The 19524-nt window shown below is 61.4% G+C and carries 17 protein-coding genes; 15 read left to right on the top strand and 2 right to left on the bottom strand.

Annotation, left to right across the window (positions count from 1 at the left end; genetic code table 11):
• Nucleotides 1-74: 74 nt before the first annotated feature.
• From nuoG to nuoN, 8 genes are all read left to right on the top strand, one after another.
• The gene (nuoG, locus tag GF111_RS20655) at nucleotides 75-2813 is read left to right on the top strand and encodes an NADH-quinone oxidoreductase subunit NuoG (protein WP_048234759.1); all 2739 of its coding nucleotides are present in this window, start codon (nucleotides 75-77) and stop codon (nucleotides 2811-2813) included.
• Entirely contained in the window at nucleotides 2810-3787 is a 978-nt protein-coding gene (gene nuoH / locus GF111_RS20660; RefSeq protein ID WP_038876403.1) for an NADH-quinone oxidoreductase subunit NuoH, read from the top strand. Before nuoG ends, nuoH begins: the two co-directional genes overlap by 4 nt.
• Before the next feature lie 14 nt (nucleotides 3788-3801).
• Complete coding sequence (nuoI, locus tag GF111_RS20665) at nucleotides 3802-4344, top strand: NADH-quinone oxidoreductase subunit NuoI (protein WP_025160170.1); 543 nt, start codon at nucleotides 3802-3804, stop codon at nucleotides 4342-4344.
• Nucleotides 4345-4357: 13 nt separating this feature from the next.
• The gene (gene nuoJ / locus GF111_RS20670) at nucleotides 4358-4915 is read left to right on the top strand and encodes an NADH-quinone oxidoreductase subunit J (RefSeq protein ID WP_055317182.1); all 558 of its coding nucleotides are present in this window, start codon (nucleotides 4358-4360) and stop codon (nucleotides 4913-4915) included.
• Complete coding sequence (gene nuoK, locus GF111_RS20675; protein ID WP_004936014.1) at nucleotides 4912-5214, top strand: NADH-quinone oxidoreductase subunit NuoK; 303 nt, start codon at nucleotides 4912-4914, stop codon at nucleotides 5212-5214. The genes nuoJ and nuoK overlap by 4 nt, the downstream gene beginning before the upstream one ends.
• Nucleotides 5211-7058 (top strand): NADH-quinone oxidoreductase subunit L, encoded by a 1848-nt coding sequence (nuoL, locus tag GF111_RS20680; RefSeq protein ID WP_019453716.1) that lies wholly within the window; start codon nucleotides 5211-5213, stop codon nucleotides 7056-7058. The genes nuoK and nuoL overlap by 4 nt, the downstream gene beginning before the upstream one ends.
• A gap of 95 nt (nucleotides 7059-7153) precedes the next feature.
• On the top strand, nucleotides 7154-8683 hold the full coding sequence (nuoM, locus tag GF111_RS20685) for an NADH-quinone oxidoreductase subunit M (protein ID WP_025303660.1): 1530 nt from the start codon (nucleotides 7154-7156) through the stop codon (nucleotides 8681-8683).
• Between the two features lie 6 nt (nucleotides 8684-8689).
• Nucleotides 8690-10147: an NADH-quinone oxidoreductase subunit NuoN gene (gene nuoN, locus GF111_RS20690; RefSeq protein ID WP_033635324.1), complete on the top strand. Its 1458-nt coding sequence runs from the start codon at nucleotides 8690-8692 to the stop codon at nucleotides 10145-10147.
• A gap of 59 nt (nucleotides 10148-10206) precedes the next feature.
• Here the strand turns inward: nuoN and GF111_RS20695 are convergent, their stop codons facing one another.
• Complete coding sequence (locus tag GF111_RS20695) at nucleotides 10207-11082, bottom strand: LysR family transcriptional regulator (protein ID WP_162419929.1); 876 nt, start codon at nucleotides 11080-11082, stop codon at nucleotides 10207-10209.
• 289 nt (nucleotides 11083-11371) lie between these two features.
• Here GF111_RS20695 and GF111_RS20700 point away from each other — a divergent pair, with 289 nt between their 5' ends.
• Together GF111_RS20700 and GF111_RS20705 are read left to right on the top strand one after the other, a co-directional pair.
• Nucleotides 11372-12607: an MFS transporter gene (locus tag GF111_RS20700; RefSeq protein WP_047730194.1), complete on the top strand. Its 1236-nt coding sequence runs from the start codon at nucleotides 11372-11374 to the stop codon at nucleotides 12605-12607.
• Between the two features lie 130 nt (nucleotides 12608-12737).
• Nucleotides 12738-13247, top strand: coding sequence for a DUF1097 domain-containing protein (locus tag GF111_RS20705; RefSeq protein ID WP_038876393.1), 510 nt, complete (start codon nucleotides 12738-12740; stop codon nucleotides 13245-13247).
• Here the strand turns inward: GF111_RS20705 and GF111_RS20710 are convergent.
• Nucleotides 13227-14210 carry a LacI family DNA-binding transcriptional regulator gene (locus GF111_RS20710; RefSeq protein WP_038876391.1) on the bottom strand — a complete coding sequence of 328 codons (984 nt, stop codon included), beginning with the start codon at nucleotides 14208-14210 and terminating at the stop codon, nucleotides 13227-13229. The two genes, GF111_RS20705 and GF111_RS20710, sit on opposite strands and share 21 nt — an antisense overlap.
• A 268-nt stretch (nucleotides 14211-14478) precedes the next feature.
• Here GF111_RS20710 and idnO point away from each other — a divergent pair, with 268 nt between their 5' ends.
• From idnO to menH, 5 genes are all read left to right on the top strand, one after another.
• On the top strand, nucleotides 14479-15243 hold the full coding sequence (gene idnO, locus GF111_RS20715; protein WP_038876389.1) for a gluconate 5-dehydrogenase: 765 nt from the start codon (nucleotides 14479-14481) through the stop codon (nucleotides 15241-15243).
• Nucleotides 15244-15265: 22 nt separating this feature from the next.
• On the top strand, nucleotides 15266-16297 hold the full coding sequence (gene idnD / locus GF111_RS20720) for an L-idonate 5-dehydrogenase (protein ID WP_060433654.1): 1032 nt from the start codon (nucleotides 15266-15268) through the stop codon (nucleotides 16295-16297).
• An 81-nt stretch (nucleotides 16298-16378) separates the two neighbouring features.
• A complete protein-coding gene (gene elaB, locus GF111_RS20725) occupies nucleotides 16379-16690 on the top strand; it encodes a stress response protein ElaB (RefSeq protein WP_025160172.1) in 312 nt (103 codons plus the stop codon).
• Between the two features lie 380 nt (nucleotides 16691-17070).
• Nucleotides 17071-18747, top strand: coding sequence for a 2-succinyl-5-enolpyruvyl-6-hydroxy-3-cyclohexene-1-carboxylic-acid synthase (gene menD / locus GF111_RS20730; protein ID WP_147190604.1), 1677 nt, complete (start codon nucleotides 17071-17073; stop codon nucleotides 18745-18747).
• Nucleotides 18744-19514 (top strand): 2-succinyl-6-hydroxy-2,4-cyclohexadiene-1-carboxylate synthase, encoded by a 771-nt coding sequence (menH, locus tag GF111_RS20735; protein WP_147190605.1) that lies wholly within the window; start codon nucleotides 18744-18746, stop codon nucleotides 19512-19514. Before menD ends, menH begins: the two co-directional genes overlap by 4 nt.
• Nucleotides 19515-19524 lie beyond the last annotated feature (10 nt).

The following is a 19524-nucleotide window of genomic DNA, read 5'->3' on the forward strand; positions in this document are numbered from 1 at the left end:
CGACTCGCCCGAACACGGCCAGAATTTTTGATTAACGCCTGCCGCAAGGCAGGCCACTTGGAAGCATGCTGACTATGGCTACGATTCATGTAGACGGCAAAGAGTATGAGGTAGACGGAGCGGACAACCTGCTGCAGGCTTGTCTTTCCCTCGGCCTTGATATTCCTTACTTTTGCTGGCATCCGGCGCTGGGAAGCGTCGGCGCTTGCCGCCAATGTGCGGTAAAGCAATACCAAAACGCGGAAGATACGCGCGGCCGTTTGGTGATGTCCTGTATGACCCCGGCATCCGACGGCACCTTCATCTCCATCGATGACGGTGAAGCGAAGCAGTTCCGTGAAAGCGTGGTCGAGTGGTTGATGACCAACCACCCGCACGATTGCCCGGTCTGTGAAGAAGGCGGTAACTGTCACCTGCAGGATATGACGGTAATGACCGGCCACAGCTTCCGCCGCTACCGCTTCACCAAGCGCACCCACAATAATCAGGAGCTGGGGCCGTTTATCTCGCACGAGATGAACCGCTGCATCGCCTGCTACCGGTGCGTGCGTTACTACAAAGACTATGCGGACGGCACCGACTTCGGCGTGTACGGCGCGCACGACAACGTCTACTTCGGTCGCCCGGAAAGCGGCACGCTGGAAAGCGAGTTCTCCGGCAACCTGGTGGAAGTGTGCCCGACCGGCGTATTCACCGACAAAACGCACTCCGAACGCTACAACCGTAAATGGGACATGCAGTTCGCGCCGAGCATTTGCCAGCAGTGCAGCATCGGCTGTAACACCAGCCCGGGCGAACGCTATGGCGAGCTGCGCCGTATCGAAAACCGTTACAACGGCAGCGTGAACCACTACTTCCTGTGCGACCGCGGCCGTTTCGGTTACGGCTACGTCAACCAGAAAGATCGTCCGCGTCAACCGCAGCAGCTGCGCGGCGATGACTGGATCACCCTGAACGCCGAGCAGGCGATGCAGGGCGCGGCGGACATCCTGCGTCAGGCGAAGAAAACCATCGGCATCGGCTCCCCGCGCGCCAGCCTGGAAAGCAACTTCGCACTGCGCGAGCTGGTCGGCGCCGAGAACTACTACACCGGTATCGCTCAGGCGGAGCAATCACGCCTGGCGCTGATGCTGAACGTGCTGAAAAACGGCGGCGTCCATACGCCGGCGCTGCGTGAGATCGAAGATTACGACGCGGTGCTGGTGCTGGGCGAAGACCTGACGCAAACCGGTGCGCGTATCGCGCTGTCCGTGCGCCAGGCCGTCAAGGGGAAAGCCCGCGCGATGGCGGCGGCGCAACGCGTGGCCGACTGGCAGATCGCGGCGGTGCAGAACATCGGTCAGCACGCCAAGTACCCGCTGTTCACCACCAACGTCGACAACACCCGTCTGGACGACATCGCCGCCTGGAACTACCGCGCGCCGGTGGACGAACAGGCGCGCTTCGGCTTCGCCATCGCTCACGCGCTGGACAGCGCGGCGCCGGCGGTCAACGATCTGGCTGAAGGCCTGAACAAGAAAGTCGATATCATCGTGCAGGCGCTGACCGGCGCACGCAAACCGCTGATCGTGACCGGCAGCAACGCCGGCAGCGAAGCCATCATCGAAGCGGCGGCCAACATCGCCAAAGCGTTGAAGGGCCGCGGTTCCGATGTCGGCATCACCTTCGTGGCGGGCGCAGCCAACAGCATGGGCCTGGCGATGATCGGCGGCGGTTCGCTCGATCAGGCGCTGGAACAGCTGGCGAGCGGCGCAGCCGACACCGCCATCGTGATGGAAAACGATCTCTATCGTCATGCGCCGGCGGCGCAGGTGGATGCAGCGTTGGCCAAGGTCAACAACCTGATCGTCGCCGACCACCAGCGCACCGCGATCATGGACAAAGCCAACCTGATCCTCTCCTCGGCCAGCTTCGCCGAGAGCGACGGTACGCTGATCAACCAGGAAGGCCGCGCGCAGCGCTTCTTCCAGGTATACGATCCGGCTTACTACGACGACGCCAAGAAGAATCAGTTCACCGTGATGCTGGAAAGCTGGCGCTGGATGCACTCGCTGCACTCCACCTACACCAGCCGCCACGTGGACTGGACCCAGCTCGATGACGTGATCGCCGCTTGCGTCGCCGCGTTGCCGCAGCTGCAGGGCATCGTCGATGCCGCGCCGGACGCGACTTTCCGCATTCGCGGTCAGAAGCTGGCGCGTTCGCCGCACCGTTCCAGCGGCCGTACCGCCATGCGCGCCAACATCAGCGTGCACGAGCCGCGTCAGCCGCAGGATAAAGACACCATGTTCGCCTTCTCGATGGAAGGGAACAACAGCCCGCTGGCCGATCGTCAGCAGATCCCGTTCGCCTGGGCGCCAGGCTGGAACTCACCGCAGGCATGGAACAAGTTCCAGGCCGAAGTGGGCGGCAAACTGCGCCACGGCGATCCGGGCGTGCGCCTGATCGAAGCGGGGGAGGGCAGCCTCGGTTACTTCGACCGCGTACCAGCCGCCTTCAATCCGAACGACGGCTGGCGTGTCGCGCCTTACTACCACCTGTTCGGCAGCGATGAAATGTCGCAGCGCTCTCACGTGATCCAGCAGCGCATGCCGGAAGCCTACGTGATGGTCAACCCGGCCGACGCGGCGACGCTTGGCGTCAACGCAGGCAGCCTGGTGGAGTTCAGCTGTGCGGGCCAGACCCTGCGTCTGCCGGTGCGTCTGAGTGAAACCCTGACCCAGGGCCAGGTTGGTTTGCCGCTCGGCTTGCCAGGGATCCCGCCGATCTTGGTGGGTGCTAAGGTAGACAATCTGCGGGAGGCGGCACGATGAGCTGGTTTACCCCTGAGGTGATCGACATTCTGATCGCCGTACTTAAAGCGGTCGTGATCCTGTTGGTGGTCGTGGCGTGCGGGGCGTTAATGAGCTTCGGCGAACGCCGCCTGCTCGGCCTGTTCCAGAACCGTTACGGACCGAACCGCGTAGGCTGGGGCGGCTCGCTGCAGCTGGTCGCCGACATGATCAAAATGTTCTTCAAGGAAGACTGGGTGCCGAGATTCTCCGACCGGGTGATCTTCACCCTGGCGCCGATGATCGCCTTTACTTCCCTGTTGCTGGCATTTGCCATCGTTCCGGTCAGCCCGACCTGGGCGGTGTCCGATCTCAACATCGGTATTCTGTTCTTCCTGATGATGGCCGGCCTGGCGGTGTACGCCGTGCTGTTCGCCGGCTGGTCGAGCAACAACAAATACTCGCTGTTGGGCGCGATGCGCGCCTCCGCGCAAACCCTGAGCTACGAAGTGTTCATCGGCCTGTCGCTGATGGGCGTGGTGATGCAGGCGGGTTCGTTCAACATGCAGGCCATCGTTGAATCCCAGGCGCACGTCTGGAACGTCATTCCGCAGTTCTTCGGCTTCGTGACCTTCGCGATCGCCGGCGTGGCGGTGTGCCACCGTCACCCGTTTGACCAGCCGGAAGCCGAGCAGGAACTGGCTGACGGTTACCACATCGAATACTCCGGCATGAAGTTCGGTCTGTTCTTCGTGGGGGAATACATCGGTATCGTCACCGTGTCCGCCCTGATTGTGACGTTGTTCTTCGGCGGCTGGCAGGGTCCGTTCCTGCCGCCATTCATCTGGTTCGCGTTGAAAACGGCCTTCTTCATGATGATGTTCATCCTGATCCGCGCCTCGCTGCCGCGTCCGCGTTATGACCAGGTGATGTCTTTCGGCTGGAAAGTGTGCCTGCCGCTGACGCTGCTGAACCTGCTGGCAACCGCCGCGGTCATTTTGTACAACGCTCAATAAGGGGTGAATAAACCATGACATTGAAAGAGTTAGTGGTTGGTTTCGGCACCCAGGTGCGCAGCATTTGGATGATTGGCATGCATGCCTTCGCCAAGCGCGAAACCCAGATGTATCCGGAAGAACCGGTTTACCTACCGCCGCGCTACCGTGGCCGCATCGTGCTGACGCGCGATCCGGACGGCGAAGAGCGCTGCGTCGCCTGTAACCTGTGTGCGGTGGCCTGCCCGGTCGGCTGTATCTCGCTGCAAAAAGCGGAGCAGAAAGACGGCCGTTGGTATCCGGAGTTCTTCCGCATCAACTTCTCGCGCTGCATTTTCTGTGGCCTGTGCGAAGAGGCTTGCCCGACTACCGCTATCCAGCTGACGCCGGATTTCGAACTGGGTGAGTACAAGCGTCAGGATCTGGTGTACGAAAAAGAAGATCTGTTGATCTCGGGGCCGGGTAAATATCCGGAATATAACTTCTACCGGATGGCCGGTATGGCGATTGACGGCAAAGCCAAAGGCGAAGCCGAAAACGAAGCCAAACCGATCGACGTCAAAGGTCTGTTGCCCTAAGGAGCCAGCAAGCATGGAAATTGCATTTTACCTGGCAGGTTTGATTGCGGTGGCCGCGACGATTCGCGTGATCACCCATACCAACCCTGTGCATGCGCTGCTGTACCTGATCGTCTCGTTATTGGCGATCTCGGCAGTCTTCTTCTCGCTCGGCGCCTACTTTGCCGCCGCGTTGGAAATCATCGTCTATGCGGGCGCCATCATGGTGCTGTTCGTGTTCGTGGTGATGATGCTGAACCTCGGCAACGTGCAGCAGCAAGAGCGCGACTGGATGAAGCCGACGGTGTGGATCGGGCCCGGCCTGTTGTCGCTGGCGCTGCTGGTGGTATTGATCGTCGCGATCCGCAGCGTATCCGACCAGGGTGTCAGCGGCGAGATGGTCGACGCGAAGGCGGTGGGCATCAGCCTGTTCGGGCCTTACGTACTGGCGGTTGAGCTGGCTTCAATGCTGCTGTTGGCGGGTCTGGTTGTCGCCTTCCATATCGGCCGCGAGCACAAGCCTGGCGAGGTGCTGAGCAACGCGCCGGCGAGTAGCGAAATGGCGAGAAGAAAATCGGAGGAGCAAGCATGATCCCTCTTCAACACGGCCTGATCCTGGCGGCTATCCTGTTTGTGCTCGGGCTGACCGGGCTGCTGGTGCGCCGCAACCTGCTGTTTATGCTGATCAGCCTGGAAGTGATGATCAACGCTGCGGCGTTGGCGTTTATCGTGGCGGGAAGCTACTGGGGCCAGGCGGACGGTCAGGTGATGTACATCCTGGCGATCAGCCTGGCGGCAGCCGAGGCCAGTATCGGCCTGGCGCTGCTGCTGCAGCTCTACCGTCGTCGTCATACCCTGAATATTGATACTGTCAGTGAGATGCGCGGATGAACCTATTATATTTAACAATTCTGCTACCGCTGATCGGGTTCCTGCTGTTGGCATTTTCCCGCGGCCGTTGGTCTGAGAACACGGCGGCTACCGTCGGCGTGGGCTCTATCGGCCTGGCTGCGCTGGTCACGGTGTATGTGGCGATGGATTTCTTCGCCCAGAAAGCCGCCGGCGTGCAGCTGTTCGAGCAAAGCCTGTGGACCTGGATGGCCGTCGGCAACTTCAATATCGGCGTGACCCTGGTGCTGGACGGCCTGTCGCTGACCATGCTGTCGGTGGTCACCGGCGTCGGCTTCTTCATCCACATGTTCGCTTCCTGGTACATGCGCGGTGAAGAGGGCTATTCGCGCTTCTTCGCTTACACCAACCTGTTTATCGCCAGCATGGTGGTCTTGGTGCTGGCGGACAACCTGCTGCTGATGTATCTGGGTTGGGAAGGCGTGGGCCTGTGCAGCTACCTGTTGATCGGCTTCTACTACAAAGATCCGGCCAACGGCGCGGCGGCGATGAAAGCCTTCATCGTGACCCGCGTGGGCGACGTGTTCCTGGCGTTCGCACTGTTCATCCTCTACAACGAGCTGGGCACGCTGAATATCCGCGAGCTGATGATCCTGGCACCGCAGAAACTGGCGGTGGGCGATACGGCCATCACCTGGGCGACCCTGATGCTGCTGGGCGGCGCGGTCGGTAAATCGGCGCAGCTGCCGTTGCAAACCTGGTTGGCGGACGCGATGGCGGGCCCAACCCCGGTTTCCGCACTGATCCACGCGGCGACCATGGTGACCGCGGGCGTCTATCTGATCGCCCGTACGCATGGCCTGTTCCTGATGGCGCCGGAAGTGCTGCACCTGGTGGGCATCGTCGGTGCGGTCACTCTGCTGCTGGCCGGCTTCGCCGCGCTGGTGCAGACCGACATCAAGCGCGTGCTCGCTTACTCCACCATGAGCCAGATCGGTTACATGTTCCTGGCGCTGGGCGTGCAGGCATGGGACGCGGCGATCTTCCACCTGATGACCCACGCGTTCTTCAAGGCGCTGCTGTTCCTGTCGTCCGGTTCGGTGATCCTGGCTTGCCACCACGAGCAAAACATCTTCAAGATGGGCGGCCTGCGCAAGAGCATCCCGCTGGTGTACGTCTGCTTCCTGGTGGGTGGCGCGGCGCTGTCTGCGTTGCCGCTGGTCACGGCCGGCTTCTTCAGTAAGGATGAGATCCTGGCGGGCGCGATGGCCAACGGCCACATCAACCTGATGGTGGCCGGCCTGGTCGGTGCGTTCATGACCTCGCTGTACACCTTCCGTATGATTTTCATCGTGTTCCATGGCGAAGAGAAAATCAAAGCGCATGCCGGTAAAGGCATCACTCACCACCTGCCGCTGCTGGTTCTGCTGGTGCTGTCCACCTTCGTCGGCGCGATGATCGTGCCGCCGTTGCAGGGCGTGCTGCCGGATACGACCGAGCTGGCGCACGGCAGCGTGCTGACGCTTGAAATCACCTCCGGCGTGGTAGCTATCGTCGGCATTCTGCTGGCGGCCGCGCTGTGGCTGGGCAAACGCAGCCTGGTCAACAGCATCGCCAACAGCGCGCCGGGACGTTTCTTCTCGACCTGGTGGTTCCATGCCTGGGGCTTCGACTGGCTGTATGACAAAGTGTTCGTCAAGCCGTACCTGGGCATTGCGAAGCTGCTGCAGCGCGATCCGCTGAACTCGCTGATGAACCTGCCGGCCGTCTTCTCCCGCTGGGGGAACCGCGGTCTGACGGTGAGCGAGAACGGCCAGGTGCGTTGGTATATAGCGTCTATGGGTGTGGGTGCAGTGGTCGTATTGGCTCTGTTGATTTTGGTTTAATTGAATAATTTAAACAGACGCATTTTTCGGGCGTAGCGCCGGGCAGGCGCTACGTACAAAGTTTGAAATTATTCGTATAAGGGACACAAAACGCCATGCTATTACCTTGGCTAATTCTTATCCCCTTTATCGGCGGTCTGCTGTGCTGGCAGCTTGAGCGCTTCGGTACTAAGGTGCCGCGCTGGATAGCGCTGATCGCAATGGGGCTGACGTTGGCGCTCTCTCTGCAGCTGTGGATGCAGGGCGGCTATACCTTGACCACGCCGAAAGGCATTCCGCAGTGGCAGAGCGAATTCCTGCTGCCGTGGATCCCGCGCTTCGGCATCTCCATCCACCTTGCGCTGGACGGTCTGTCGCTGCTGATGGTGGTGTTGACCGGTCTGCTGGGCGTGCTGGCGATCCTCTGTTCCTGGCGTGAAATCCAGAAGTATCAGGGCTTCTTCCACCTCAACCTGCTGTGGATCCTGGGCGGCGTTATCGGCGTGTTCCTCGCCATCGACATGTTCCTGTTCTTCTTCTTCTGGGAAATGATGTTGGTGCCGATGTACTTCCTGATCGCGCTGTGGGGCCACAAGGCGTCGGACGGTAAAACCCGTATCACCGCGGCGACCAAGTTCTTCATCTACACCCAGGCCAGCGGTCTGGTGATGCTGATTGCGATCCTGGGCCTGGTGTTTGTGCACTACAACGCGACCGGCGTGTGGACATTCGATTACGAAGACCTGCTGCAAACGCCGATGTCCCACAACGTGCAATATCTGTTGATGCTGGGCTTCTTCATCGCCTTCGCGGTGAAAATGCCGGTGGTGCCGCTGCACGGCTGGTTGCCGGACGCGCACAGCCAGGCACCGACCGCAGGTTCCGTCGACCTGGCGGGCATCTTGCTGAAAACGGCGGCCTACGGCCTGCTGCGTTTCAGCCTGCCGCTGTTCCCTGAGGCTTCGCACGAGTTTGCGCCAATCGCTATGTGGCTGGGCGTGATCGGCATCTTCTACGGTGCCTGGATGGCATTCGCGCAGACCGACATCAAGCGTCTTATCGCCTATACCTCGGTCTCGCACATGGGCTTCGTGCTTATCGCCATCTACACCGGCAGCCAACTGGCTTACCAGGGCGCGGTGATCCAGATGATCGCGCACGGTCTGTCCGCCGCCGGTATGTTTATCATCTGCGGCCAGCTGTATGAGCGTCTGCATACCCGCGACATGCGTCAGATGGGCGGCCTGTGGGGGCGTATCAAGTTCATCCCTGCGCTGTCGCTGTTCTTCGCCGTGGCCACGCTGGGGATGCCGGGTACCGGTAACTTCGTCGGCGAATTCATGATTCTGTTCGGCAGCTACCAGGTGGTGCCGGTGATCACCGTGATTTCTACCTTCGGTCTGGTGTTCGCTTCGGTTTACTCGCTGATCATGATGCAGCGCGCTTACTACGGTGCGCCTAAATCCGACCAGCCGCTGCAGGGCATGACCGCGCGCGAACTGTTCATCATTCTACTGCTGGTGGTGTTGCTGGTTCTGCTGGGGGTTTACCCGCAGCCGATTCTGGATACTTCCAACGCGGCGATGAGCAACGTGCAACACTGGTTTGGTTCGTCAGTTTCAGCAATTTCAACAACAAGGCCGTAATTCGCCATGACAATAACTCCTCAACAACTGATCGCACTGCTGCCGCTGTTGATCGTCGGATTGACGGTGGTGGTTGTGATGCTAGGCATTGCGTGGCGACGCGACCACTTTATCAACGCCACCCTGACCGTGATCGGTCTCAACCTGGCGCTGCTTTCGCTGTACTTTGTCGGCCAGGCAGGCCCAATGGACGTCACCCCGCTGCTGCGGGTTGACGGTTACTCGATGTTCTACACCGGGCTGGTGCTGCTGGCGAGTCTGGCGACCTGCACCTTCGCGTATCCGTGGCTGGTCGGCTATCCGGATAACCGCGAAGAGTTCTACCTGCTGGTGCTGATCGCCGCCATGGGCGGCATCCTGCTGGCGAGCGCCAACCATCTGGCTTCGCTGTTCATCGGTATCGAGTTGATCTCGCTGCCGCTGTTCGGCCTGGTGGGCTATGCCTACCGCCAGAAGCGCCCGCTGGAAGCCGCCATCAAGTACATGCTGCTGTCCGCCGCCGCGTCGTCGTTCCTGCTGTTCGGCATGGCGCTGCTGTATGCCGAATCCGGCGATCTGTCGCTGGCCGGCCTCGGCAAGAGCCTGCAGGAAAACATGATGCACCAGCCGCTGATCCTGGCCGGCATGGGCATGATGATCGTCGGTCTGGGCTTCAAACTGTCGCTGGTGCCGTTCCAACTGTGGACGCCGGACGTGTATCAGGGCGCGCCTGCGCCGGTCTCGACCTTCCTGGCGACCGCCAGCAAGATCGCGATCTTCGCGGTCGTGATGCGTCTGTTCCTGTATGCCCCGGCCGCCGACAACGAAGCGCTGCGCATGGTGCTGTCGATCATCGCGTTCTGCTCTATCTTGTTCGGTAACCTGATGGCCATCAGCCAGACCAACATCAAGCGTCTGCTGGGTTACTCGTCGATCGCTCACCTGGGCTACCTGCTGGTGGCGCTGATTGCGGTGCAAACCCACCAGCTGTCGCTGGAAACCGCCGGCGTTTACCTGGCCGGTTACCTGTTCAGCAGCCTGGGCGCCTTCGGCGTGGTCAGCCTGATGTCCAGCCCGTACCGCGGCCCGGATGCGGATTCGCTGTTCTCTTACCGTGGTCTGTTCTGGCATAAGCCAATTTTGTCCGCGGTGATGACGGTGATGATGCTGTCGCTGGCCGGTATCCCGATGACGCTGGGCTTTATCGGTAAGTTCTTCGTGATCGCGATGGGCGTCAGCGCACACCTGTGGTGGCTGACCGGCGCAGTCGTGGTAGGCAGCGCCATCGGCCTGTACTACTACCTGCGCGTGACCGTCAGCCTGTTCCTCAGCGCGCCGGAATCGCTGCAGCGCGATACCCCGAACAACTGGGCGTTGACCGCCGGTGGCGTCGTGGTGCTGATTTCAGCCGCGCTGGTGCTGCTGTTGGGCGTCTATCCGCAGCCGCTGATTTCGCTGGTGCAGATGGCTCAGCCGACGTTCTGATAACGCTTCAGACGGTAAAAAGGTCGCTTCGGCGACCTTTTTTTATGGGGAAACGGCACTCAGCCGTAATGGGCGCTAAACGACGTTTCCAGCGCCTGCACCACCGCGCGCACGCGGGCGGCACGTTGCAAATCGGGATGCAGCACCAGCCAGATATCCACCCAGTCTTTGTTCTCGGGGAACAGGCGCACCAGCTCAGGGTCTTTGTCCGCCAAAAACGCGGAGAGCAGACCGATGCCCAGTCCGCTGCGGGTGGCGGAGCGCAGCAGCAGCTGCGAATTGCATTGCAGCACGACGTTGGGCTCGTGCAGGGCCTCGCCGCAGAAATTGTTCCAGTGTCGCGGCACCAGCTCGCGCGGGAACATCAGCAGATCGTGGCCGCGCAGCTGCTCGCCCCTGACCGGCATGCCGCGCCGCGCCAAATAGTGCTGGGTGGCATACAGGCCCATTTCGATGGTGGGTAACCGTTTGATGATCAGCTCATCGTCATCGGGACGGGCACCGCGGATCGCCAGATCTGCGCCGTGGTAAGAAATATCGGCGATGTTGACCGCCGTCAGCAGCGTGACGGTGATGGCCGGATAGCGTTCCCGCAGATCTTGCAGTGCCGGCATCACGAAGGCTTCGGCCAGGGTGTCGGTGGTGGCGATGCGCACGTTGCCACACAGGCTTTCGTCACCGCTGGCGGCTTTACGGTTGATCGCCTGCACCGCATTTTCCATCTTCATCACGTCCGCCAGCATTTCCTCCCCCAGCGGGCTGAGGGCGAAGGATTTCGGCGTGCGGATAAACAGCTTGGAGCCGAGTGCGTCTTCGAAAGCGGACAGCCGTCGACCGACTGTCGCCTGATCGACATGCAGCTGGCTGGCGGCTTTGCGTAGCGTGCCGCAGCGCGCAACGGCCAAAAAGAAGCGCGCGTCGTCCCAATTCATCATGCCATTTCCTCTCTGCAGATTTGTCGGCGCCGTGGGGCTCGGGCCGGTGCGGGCGAACGACAACGGTTTCTATCATAAAGTGTTGTTCCGCCCGTGGGGAGAGAAAGACGGTTAACGGCCTGCTCATCGGCGGTTATTTCTCCGGTGATGCAAGAATGCATCAGGGTGATTCATTCTTGACGATACTTCGCCCTTTGCCGCAACGCTATGATAAGCGCCGTTCCCGGCAGGCCGGGTGAGAAAAGATATCGATGGCAGGCCGCCGCCTGCCGACTTTGGAAGTTGAAGCATGTCAGAAAATACCGCCGCCCAGAGCGCGGCACCGCAAAATGCTCAGGCGTCGCGCAGGACCATTTTATTGTTCCTGGCGCTGGCCTTGATGTCGGCATTGCTGAACAGCAGTGCGCCGACGCCGCTTTATCCGCTGTATCAGCAGCAGTTTGCACTGAGCTCCGTCAGTCTGACCGTCGTTTACGGCGCCTACGCCGCCGGCGTGCTGATCGCTTTGTTCGGCGTCGGCAATCTGGCCGGAAAAGTGAAGGATTTGCGCAGCATGATCGTGCCGGCATTGCTGGTGGTATTGAGCGGTGCGCTGCTGTTCGCGCGGGCTGATACCTTTGCCATGATGCTCATGGCGCGACTGTTGGCCGGGGTGGGCACCGGGGCATTGACCGGTGCGGCAAACATCGCGTTGGTGCGTTTTGGGCCACGAGACGGCGGTAAAAACGCCGCGTTGATCGCCACGTTGTCCTTTACCACAGGATTGGCGCTGGGCCCGATCTTCAGCGGCATCGCTTTGCAGACCGGTTTTCATCCCACGACGCTGCCGTTCGTTTTCATCATGGTCATTGCCGCCGTGGCTGCGTTGGGCGTGATGTTCTCGTGGCCGCGTGGCGTGGTTACGGCGCCGACCCATGCTGCGCCGGCTGCGACAGAAAAAAGCTCGCTGCTTGATGGTCTGCGTATCACCGGCGGTAAATTCTATGTCTGTGCCGGGGCGCTGTTTATCTGTTGGGCCCTGGCCGCCAGCATTTTGGCTATTGGCCCTAGCGTGGCGGAAACGCTGTTAGGCATGTACCAGCGGGGCGTCTTTGGCTATGCCATTGCGGTGTATCTGTTGATCGCCGGTATCAGCCAGATCCTGAGCCGCCGTCTTAACGCCCGTCATTCGCTGTTGTTCGGTTGCCTGGCGCAGGTGCTGGCGGCGGTGGTATTCGCCGCGGCGATCCAATGGCATTCACTGGGGCTGGCGGCGGCGGGGCTGGTGGTGGCCGGCTATGCTTACGGCGCCATTTTCGTTGGCAGCGCGACCCTGGTGAATCTGATTTCGCCGCCGACCAGCCATGCGCGTTTGCTTTCGCTGTTTTACGTTATCGCTTATATCGCCAACTGGGTGCCTATCTTGCTGGGCGTGGTGGTCGATCGCGTCGATCTGCGTCAGGCGACTCATTTGCTGTTCCTGAGCAGCAGCGCAGTGTGCCTGTTGCTGGCATGGAAGACGTCCCGGGTGGGATTCCCTCGCTAATTATTTTGTGATGGATATCTATTTTTTATAATTAATAATTCTTTAATTACATTTATTATGTGATTTGTATCGCATAAATTGGCCTGTTTTCGGGTAAACTGCGCGCTTTCTTTTTGCCGCGGGTCACTTTATGAACGTTCTTTTCGCCATTGCCGTTACTACCGGGATCCTCTCCGGCGTGTGGGGCTGGGTTGCCGTCAGCCTGGGGCTGATCGGTTGGGCCGGTTTTCTCGGCTGCACGGCGTATTTCGCCTGCCCGCAGGGTGGGTTGAAAGGGCTGGTGATCGGCGCGTTGACCTGCTGCAGCGGCGTCTTCTGGGCAATGGCGATCATCCACGGCAGCGAACTGGCGCCGCAGTGGAATCTCTTGGGGTATCTGCTGACCGGCGTCGTGGCATTCCTGATGTGCATTCAGGCCAAACAGCAGTGGCTGGGGTTTGTGCCCGGCACCTTTATCGGCGCCTGCGCGACCTTCGCCGGCGGCGGCGATTGGCCGCTGGTGACGCTTTCCCTGCTGGTGGGCCTGCTGTTCGGCTATGCGATGAAAAACAGCGGTCTGTGGTGGGCGGCGCGCAGCGAAAAAGCCCGCGCTACGCCGCCGATCGGCCCGAATGCCGGCTCAAACGGTGCCGCCGAGTGAGAGGCGGTAATGCAGATCGTGGCGCTCGGCGCAAGGTTCGCCCGCGATCCGCAACAGCAGCATTTCGGCGGCGGTTTTCCCCATGTCAAAGCGCGGCGTGATCACGCTGGCGATGCTCGGCGTGGTCGCCTGGCCAATATCCAGGCCGTGAAATCCCGATAACGCAACCTCCTGCGGCACGCGCACGCCGAGGCGCAGGCAGGCCTGCAACACGCCCACCGCCAGATCGTCGTTGGTGCACAGGATACCGTCGAGCTGCGGGTAACGTTCGCGCGCCATCGCCAGCATGTCGGCGCCGATCGAAACCGAAGAGACCCGATGCGGCGCGATCTGACGCGGCGTTTGCCCCTGAGACGCCATGGCGCGGCAGTAGCCCCGATAGCGTTTATTGTCGCGTGCGTCCGACATGGCGCCAAAGTAAACGATATGGCGTTTGCCGCTGGCGAGCAGCGCTTCGGTCATGTCATACCCCGCCTGTTCATTATCAAATCCCACCGCAATCCGCCCCGGCGGCGCGTCGAGATCCATCACCTGCGCGAGGGGGATTTTGGCGGCGCCGAGGTAGGTCTCTGTGCGCAAGGTATGCGCAGAGTCGGTGAGGATAAGCCCGGCGATCGGGTAGCTCAGCAGCTGTGCGATCTGTTCTTCTTCCCGCTGCGGGCTGTAATCGTAGTTCACCACCAGCGTTTGGTAACCCCGCGCTTGGGTAACGGATTCTATGCCGGCCAGCAGGTCGGCGAAGATCTGGTTGTTGAAGGAGGGGATCAGTACGCCGATGCGCGGTTTTCTGCCGGCCTGTGCGGTATCGGCATCTGTGACGTTCAGCTCCCGCATGACCTGCGCAATGCGTTCGGCGGTGTCGGCCGCCACTTTTTCCGGCGTGCGCAGAAAACGGCTGACGGTCATTTTGGTCACGCCGGCCAATTGTGCGATGTCCTGTAGCGTAACGCGGGGGTGTTTCATTCGGTGGCCTTCACGGGCGGTGCGGCAAGGGCGGATGGCGGTATGTTAACAAATCGATTTGGCGATAACAATGAATGCGCCTCTATTGAAAATAGCCACTTTTCAATTGGATAGATGATTTTTACCCGCGTGCTGCCTGCGTGAGATCACGTTAAGGGTAACAGGGTTTCGTAACATGATTTTCAGTGATTTCCATCACGTTTTTACCGGTAACAATCGGCTGAGATAGAGGCCTGTCCGATTGGAGGCCTGAAGGCCGGGAATCACCATGAACAACCTGTTTTCTCTGGATAATAAAATCGTCTTGATCACCGGCGCCTCGCGCGGCATCGGTTTTCTGCTGGCGCGCGGCCTGGCGCAGCAAGGCGCACATATTCTGGTCAACGCCACCACCGAAGAACATGCCCGGCACGCCGCCGATCGCCTGCGCGAAGAGGGGCTGCGTGCCGATGCGGCGGCGTTCGACGTCACCGATTCCCAGGCGGTGCATGCCGCCATCGACCGCATCGAAGCGGACATCGGCGCGATAGACGTCTTGATCAACAACGCCGGCATCCAGCGCCGTCATCCCTTCACCGAGTTCCCGGAGCAAGACTGGGACGACATCATCGCCGTCAACCAGAAAGCGGTATTCATCGTGTCACAGACCGTGGCGCGTTACATGGTGCCGCGCCGGCGCGGCAAGATAGTCAATATCGGTTCGATGCAAAGCGAGCTGGGCCGCGACACCATCACCCCTTATGCGGCGTCCAAGGGGGCGGTGAAAATGCTGACGCGCGGCATGTGCGTGGAGCTGGCGCGCTACAACATTCAGGTTAACGGCATTGCCCCCGGCTACTTCAAAACCGAGATGACGCAGGCGCTGGCCGACGATCCGGCCTTCACCGCCTGGCTGACCCAACGCACGCCCGCCGCGCGCTGGGGCGATCCGCAGGAGCTGATCGGCGCGGCGGTGTTCCTGGCCGCCGACGCCTCCGCCTTCGTCAACGGGCAGCTGCTGTTTGTCGATGGCGGCATGTCGGCGGCGGTGTAACCTTTTTTCGTGGAGTCTTGAGATGAAAATTCAAACCCAGTCCTGCGTGGTCAATGGCAAACGAGACGTGGCGGTGATCGCGCAAGAAGTGGATTACCGGGGGCAGGGAACGCTGGTGAAAATCAGCCGCGGCGGTATCTGCGGCTCGGATCTGCATTACTTTCAGGAAGGCAAGGTCGGCAATTTTCAGGTGCGTCAGCCGATGGTGCTGGGCCATGAGGTGATCGGCGAGGTGGTCGCCAGCGATTCACCGCAGCTGCCGGTCGGGCAGAAGGTGGCGCTCAATCCCAGCAAACCCTGCGGGCAGTGCAAATACTGTCTGGCGCAGCAAAGCAATCAATGCGTCGAGATGCGTTTTTTCGGCAGCGCGATGTATTTTCCGCACGTTGACGGCGCTTTTACCCAATACAAAGTGGTGGATAGCGCGCAGTGTGTCCCTTACGGCGCCGATTGCGACGACAGGGTGATGGTGTTCGCCGAACCGCTGGCGGTGGCGATACACGCAGCGAAACAGCCCGGCGACGTGACGGGAAAAAAGGTCTTCGTGTCCGGCGTCGGCCCGATCGGCTGCCTGCTGGTGGCGGCGCTGAAAGCGCTGGGCGCCGCCGAGATTGTCTGTGCCGATCTCAGCCCACGCTGCCTGGCGATCGCCAGGCAAATGGGGGCCGATCGGTGCCTGCATGCCGCGGACGACGATGTTAGCGATTATCAGCAGGACAAGGGGTATTTCGACGTCGCCTGCGAAGTGGCGGGGCACCCGCAGTCGCTGCAGCGCTGCCTGGAGATCACTCGCGCCAAAGGCACCGTGGTGCAGGTGGGCATGGGCGGCAGCTTCCCCGATTTCCCGCTGATGTTGTTGATCGCCAAGGAGTTGAACCTGCTCGGATCCTTCCGCTTCGTGGCGGAGTTTGCGCTGGCGGTGGCGTGGCTGGCCGACGGCGTGGTCGATCCGCTGCCGTTGCTGTCGGCGGAGTTCGCCAGCGGGCAGCTGGCGCAGGCGCTGGAGTTTGCCGGCGATAAGCGCCAGGCCGCCAAGGTGCAATTGGTGTTTTAGGGTAAAAGTCTGATGGCCGCAGGCGGCGATCCTTGTCTATAGTGTAGGAACGCTTAATTTTTCAACCACGGAGATCTCACGATGGCAAGACATACGGATGCGGAGCAAACTACGCTGGATGACGATCTGAGAATGCTGACCGAGACGCTGGAAGAAGTGCTGCAATACACCGGCGATCGCGCGGATCAGGCTTACGTCGACATCAAGTCGCACGCCGAGCAGGCGCTGAGTGAGGTCAAGGCGCGCTGGGCGAACACCGGTGAATCCTACTACGCGCGCGCCAAAGAAGCGGTGCACCGCACCGACGACTACGTGCGGGATAAACCCTGGCACAGCGTAGGTATCGGCGCCACCGTCGGGCTGGTGCTGGGGCTGCTGCTGGCCCGTAAATAAATGACGGCATCGGGGCGGCGTAGGTCGCCTCGTGCTTTTCTGCAGACTGTGTTGTTCATCTCGCTGTTTCCCCGCTGGTTTTCCCTTATCCCGCCTATACTTCCCGCTAGCCGTCGTCGGAGCGCCTCTATTTCCCTTGTTTTTGTATGGACGGATTGAGCCGGCGCCGCCGCAAGTGTAAAGTGTTTGTGTTTTTATTGTTTGTTTTTTGTTCTAAATCAAATAATTATCTGGTGTAAACACCCAGGGATATACGGCGTTCTTGCGCTGGCGCAAAAGCCGTGAAAATAACACCTCATATAATACAGAGCGTAACTACAGGCGCGGCGTCCGTCGGCTGCGCCGGAGACGATCTCTGCTAACTGACTTGTGAGCGAACTATGTCGACAAGTGTTTTTAATCGCCGGTGGGCGGCTGTGCTGCTCGAGGCGCTGGCCCGCCATGGGGTACGGCATGTTTGTATCGCTCCGGGATCGCGCTCTACACCGCTGACGCTGGCCGCTGCGGCCAACCGATCGTTTATCTGTCATACCCATTTTGATGAGCGCGGGCTCGGCCATCTGGCGCTTGGGCTGGCGAAGGCGGCGCGTGAGCCGGTGGCGGTGATCGTCACGTCCGGCACCGCGGCGGCGAACCTTTATCCCGCGCTGATCGAAGCCGGCCTGACCGGTGAGCGGCTGGTGTTTCTCACCGCCGATCGGCCGCCGGAGTTGATCGACTGCGGCGCCAATCAGGCGATCCGTCAAAACGGCCTCTACAGCAGCCACCCGACGCTGGCGATCGAGCTGCCGCGTCCTACCCCGGATATTCCGGCCGCGTGGCTGGCCTCCAGCGTCGACAGCGCGATGGCGCGCCTGCAGCACGGCGCTTTGCACATCAACTGCCCGTTCGCCGAGCCGCTGTACGGCGGCGACGAACGTCACTATGCCGATTGGTCCGCCGCGCTGGGCGACTGGTGGCAGAGCGATCGCCCGTGGCTGCAGGAAAGCGAGACGCATGCGGCGCCATTGCCGCAGCCGGACTGGTTCTTCTGGCGGCAGAAACGCGGCGTGGTGCTGGCCGGGCGCCTGAGCGCGCAAGAGGGCGCTCAGGTGGCCGAATGGGCCGCAACGCTGGGCTGGCCGCTGATCGGCGACGTGCTGTCGCAGACCGGGCAACCGCTGCCCTGCGCCGATTTGTGGCTCGCTCATCCGCAGGCGCAGCGCGTACTGCAAGATGCGCAACTGGTGGTGCAGTTCGGCGGCAGCCTGACCGGCAAACGCCTGCTGCAGTGGCAGGCGCAGTGCCGGCCCGAAGAGTATTGGGTCATCGACGAGCTGCCGGGGCGGCTCGATCCGGCCCAGCACCGGGGGCGGCGCCTGCGCGCCGGCGTGGCACAGTGGTTGGCGCAGCACCCGGCACAGCCGCGTGCGCCGTGGGCCGCCGGGCTGGCCGCGCTGGCGGATAAGGCGCTGACGGCGGCATCCACGCATCTGCACGATAGCTTTGGCGAAGCGCAGCTGGCGCACCGCCTGCCGGAACTGCTGCCGGTGAACGGCCAGCTGTTTCTCGGCAACAGCCTGGTGGTGCGACTGATCGACGCGTTAACGCCATTGCCCGTCGCCTACCCGGTATTCAGCAACCGCGGCGCCAGCGGCATCGACGGCCTGATCTCCACCGCCGCCGGCGTGCAGCGCGCCACCGCCAGACCGACGTTGGCGGTGATGGGCGATCTTTCCGCTCTGTATGACCTCAATGCGCTGGCGCTGCTGCGCCAGAGCTCGGCGCCGACGGTGCTGATCGTCGTCAACAACAACGGCGGCCAAATTTTCTCGCTGCTGCCGACGCCGGAAGAGGATCGTCAGCGCTTTTACTGCATGCCGCAGAACGTCGAGTTCAGCCACGCGGCGGCGATGTTCCAACTGGGTTACGCGCGGCCGGAGAGCTGGAGCCAGCTGCAACAGGCGGTTGAACAAGGCTGGCGGCGCGGCGGCGCCACGCTTATCGAACTGCAGGTGACGCCGAGCGCGGGGGCCGAAAGCCTGCAATACCTGGTGCAACAGATGGCGGTGCAATGATGCTGGCGACGCGAATTTTGCAACAGGGCGAAGCGGGCCGCCCGTGGCTGGTGTGGCTGCATGGCCTGCTTGGCAACAACAATGAATGGCGGGTGATCGCCGCACGCTGCCCGGAATGGCCATCGATGGCCATCGATCTGCCCGGCCACGGCGATTCCGTGGCGGTGAGTTGCCGCGGCTTCGACGACATCAGCGCGCAGATCGCCGCCACGCTGCAGCTGCGCAATATCGAACGTTATTGGCTGGTGGGCTACTCGCTCGGCGGGCGCATCGCCATGTATCACGCCTGCCACGGCCGCCATGCCGGCCTGCAGGGGGTGATCGTCGAGGGCGGCAATCCGGGGCTGGAGGACGAAGAGCAGCGCCGCCGGCGCTGCGAACAGGATGCGCTGTGGGCGGCGCGTTTTCGCAGTGAGCCGATCGCCGAGGTCCTGGCGGATTGGTACCAGCAGCCGGTGTTCAAAGAGCTTAGCCACGTGCACCGTCAGGCGCTGATCGCCGCGCGCTCGGTCAACAGCGGCCCGGCGATCGCCGACATGCTCGAAGCCACGTCGCTCGGGCGGCAGCCCTATCTGGCGCCGCAGCTGCGCCAACTGAGCGTGCCGCTGCAGGTGCTGTGCGGTGAGAACGACCCCAAATTTCAACGGCTGGCGCGCGACGCCGGGTTGCCGTTGCGCATCGTGCCGCAGGCCGGGCACAACGCGCATCTGGCCAATCCGCAGGATTTCGTCGCCGAGCTGCAGACCTTTCTCGTTAACCCTGGTTAAAGGAACCGAA

The sequence above is a fragment of the Serratia sp. HRI genome, from assembly GCF_010119335.3.
GTDB classification, from domain to species: Bacteria; Pseudomonadota; Gammaproteobacteria; order Enterobacterales; family Enterobacteriaceae; genus Serratia; species Serratia nevei.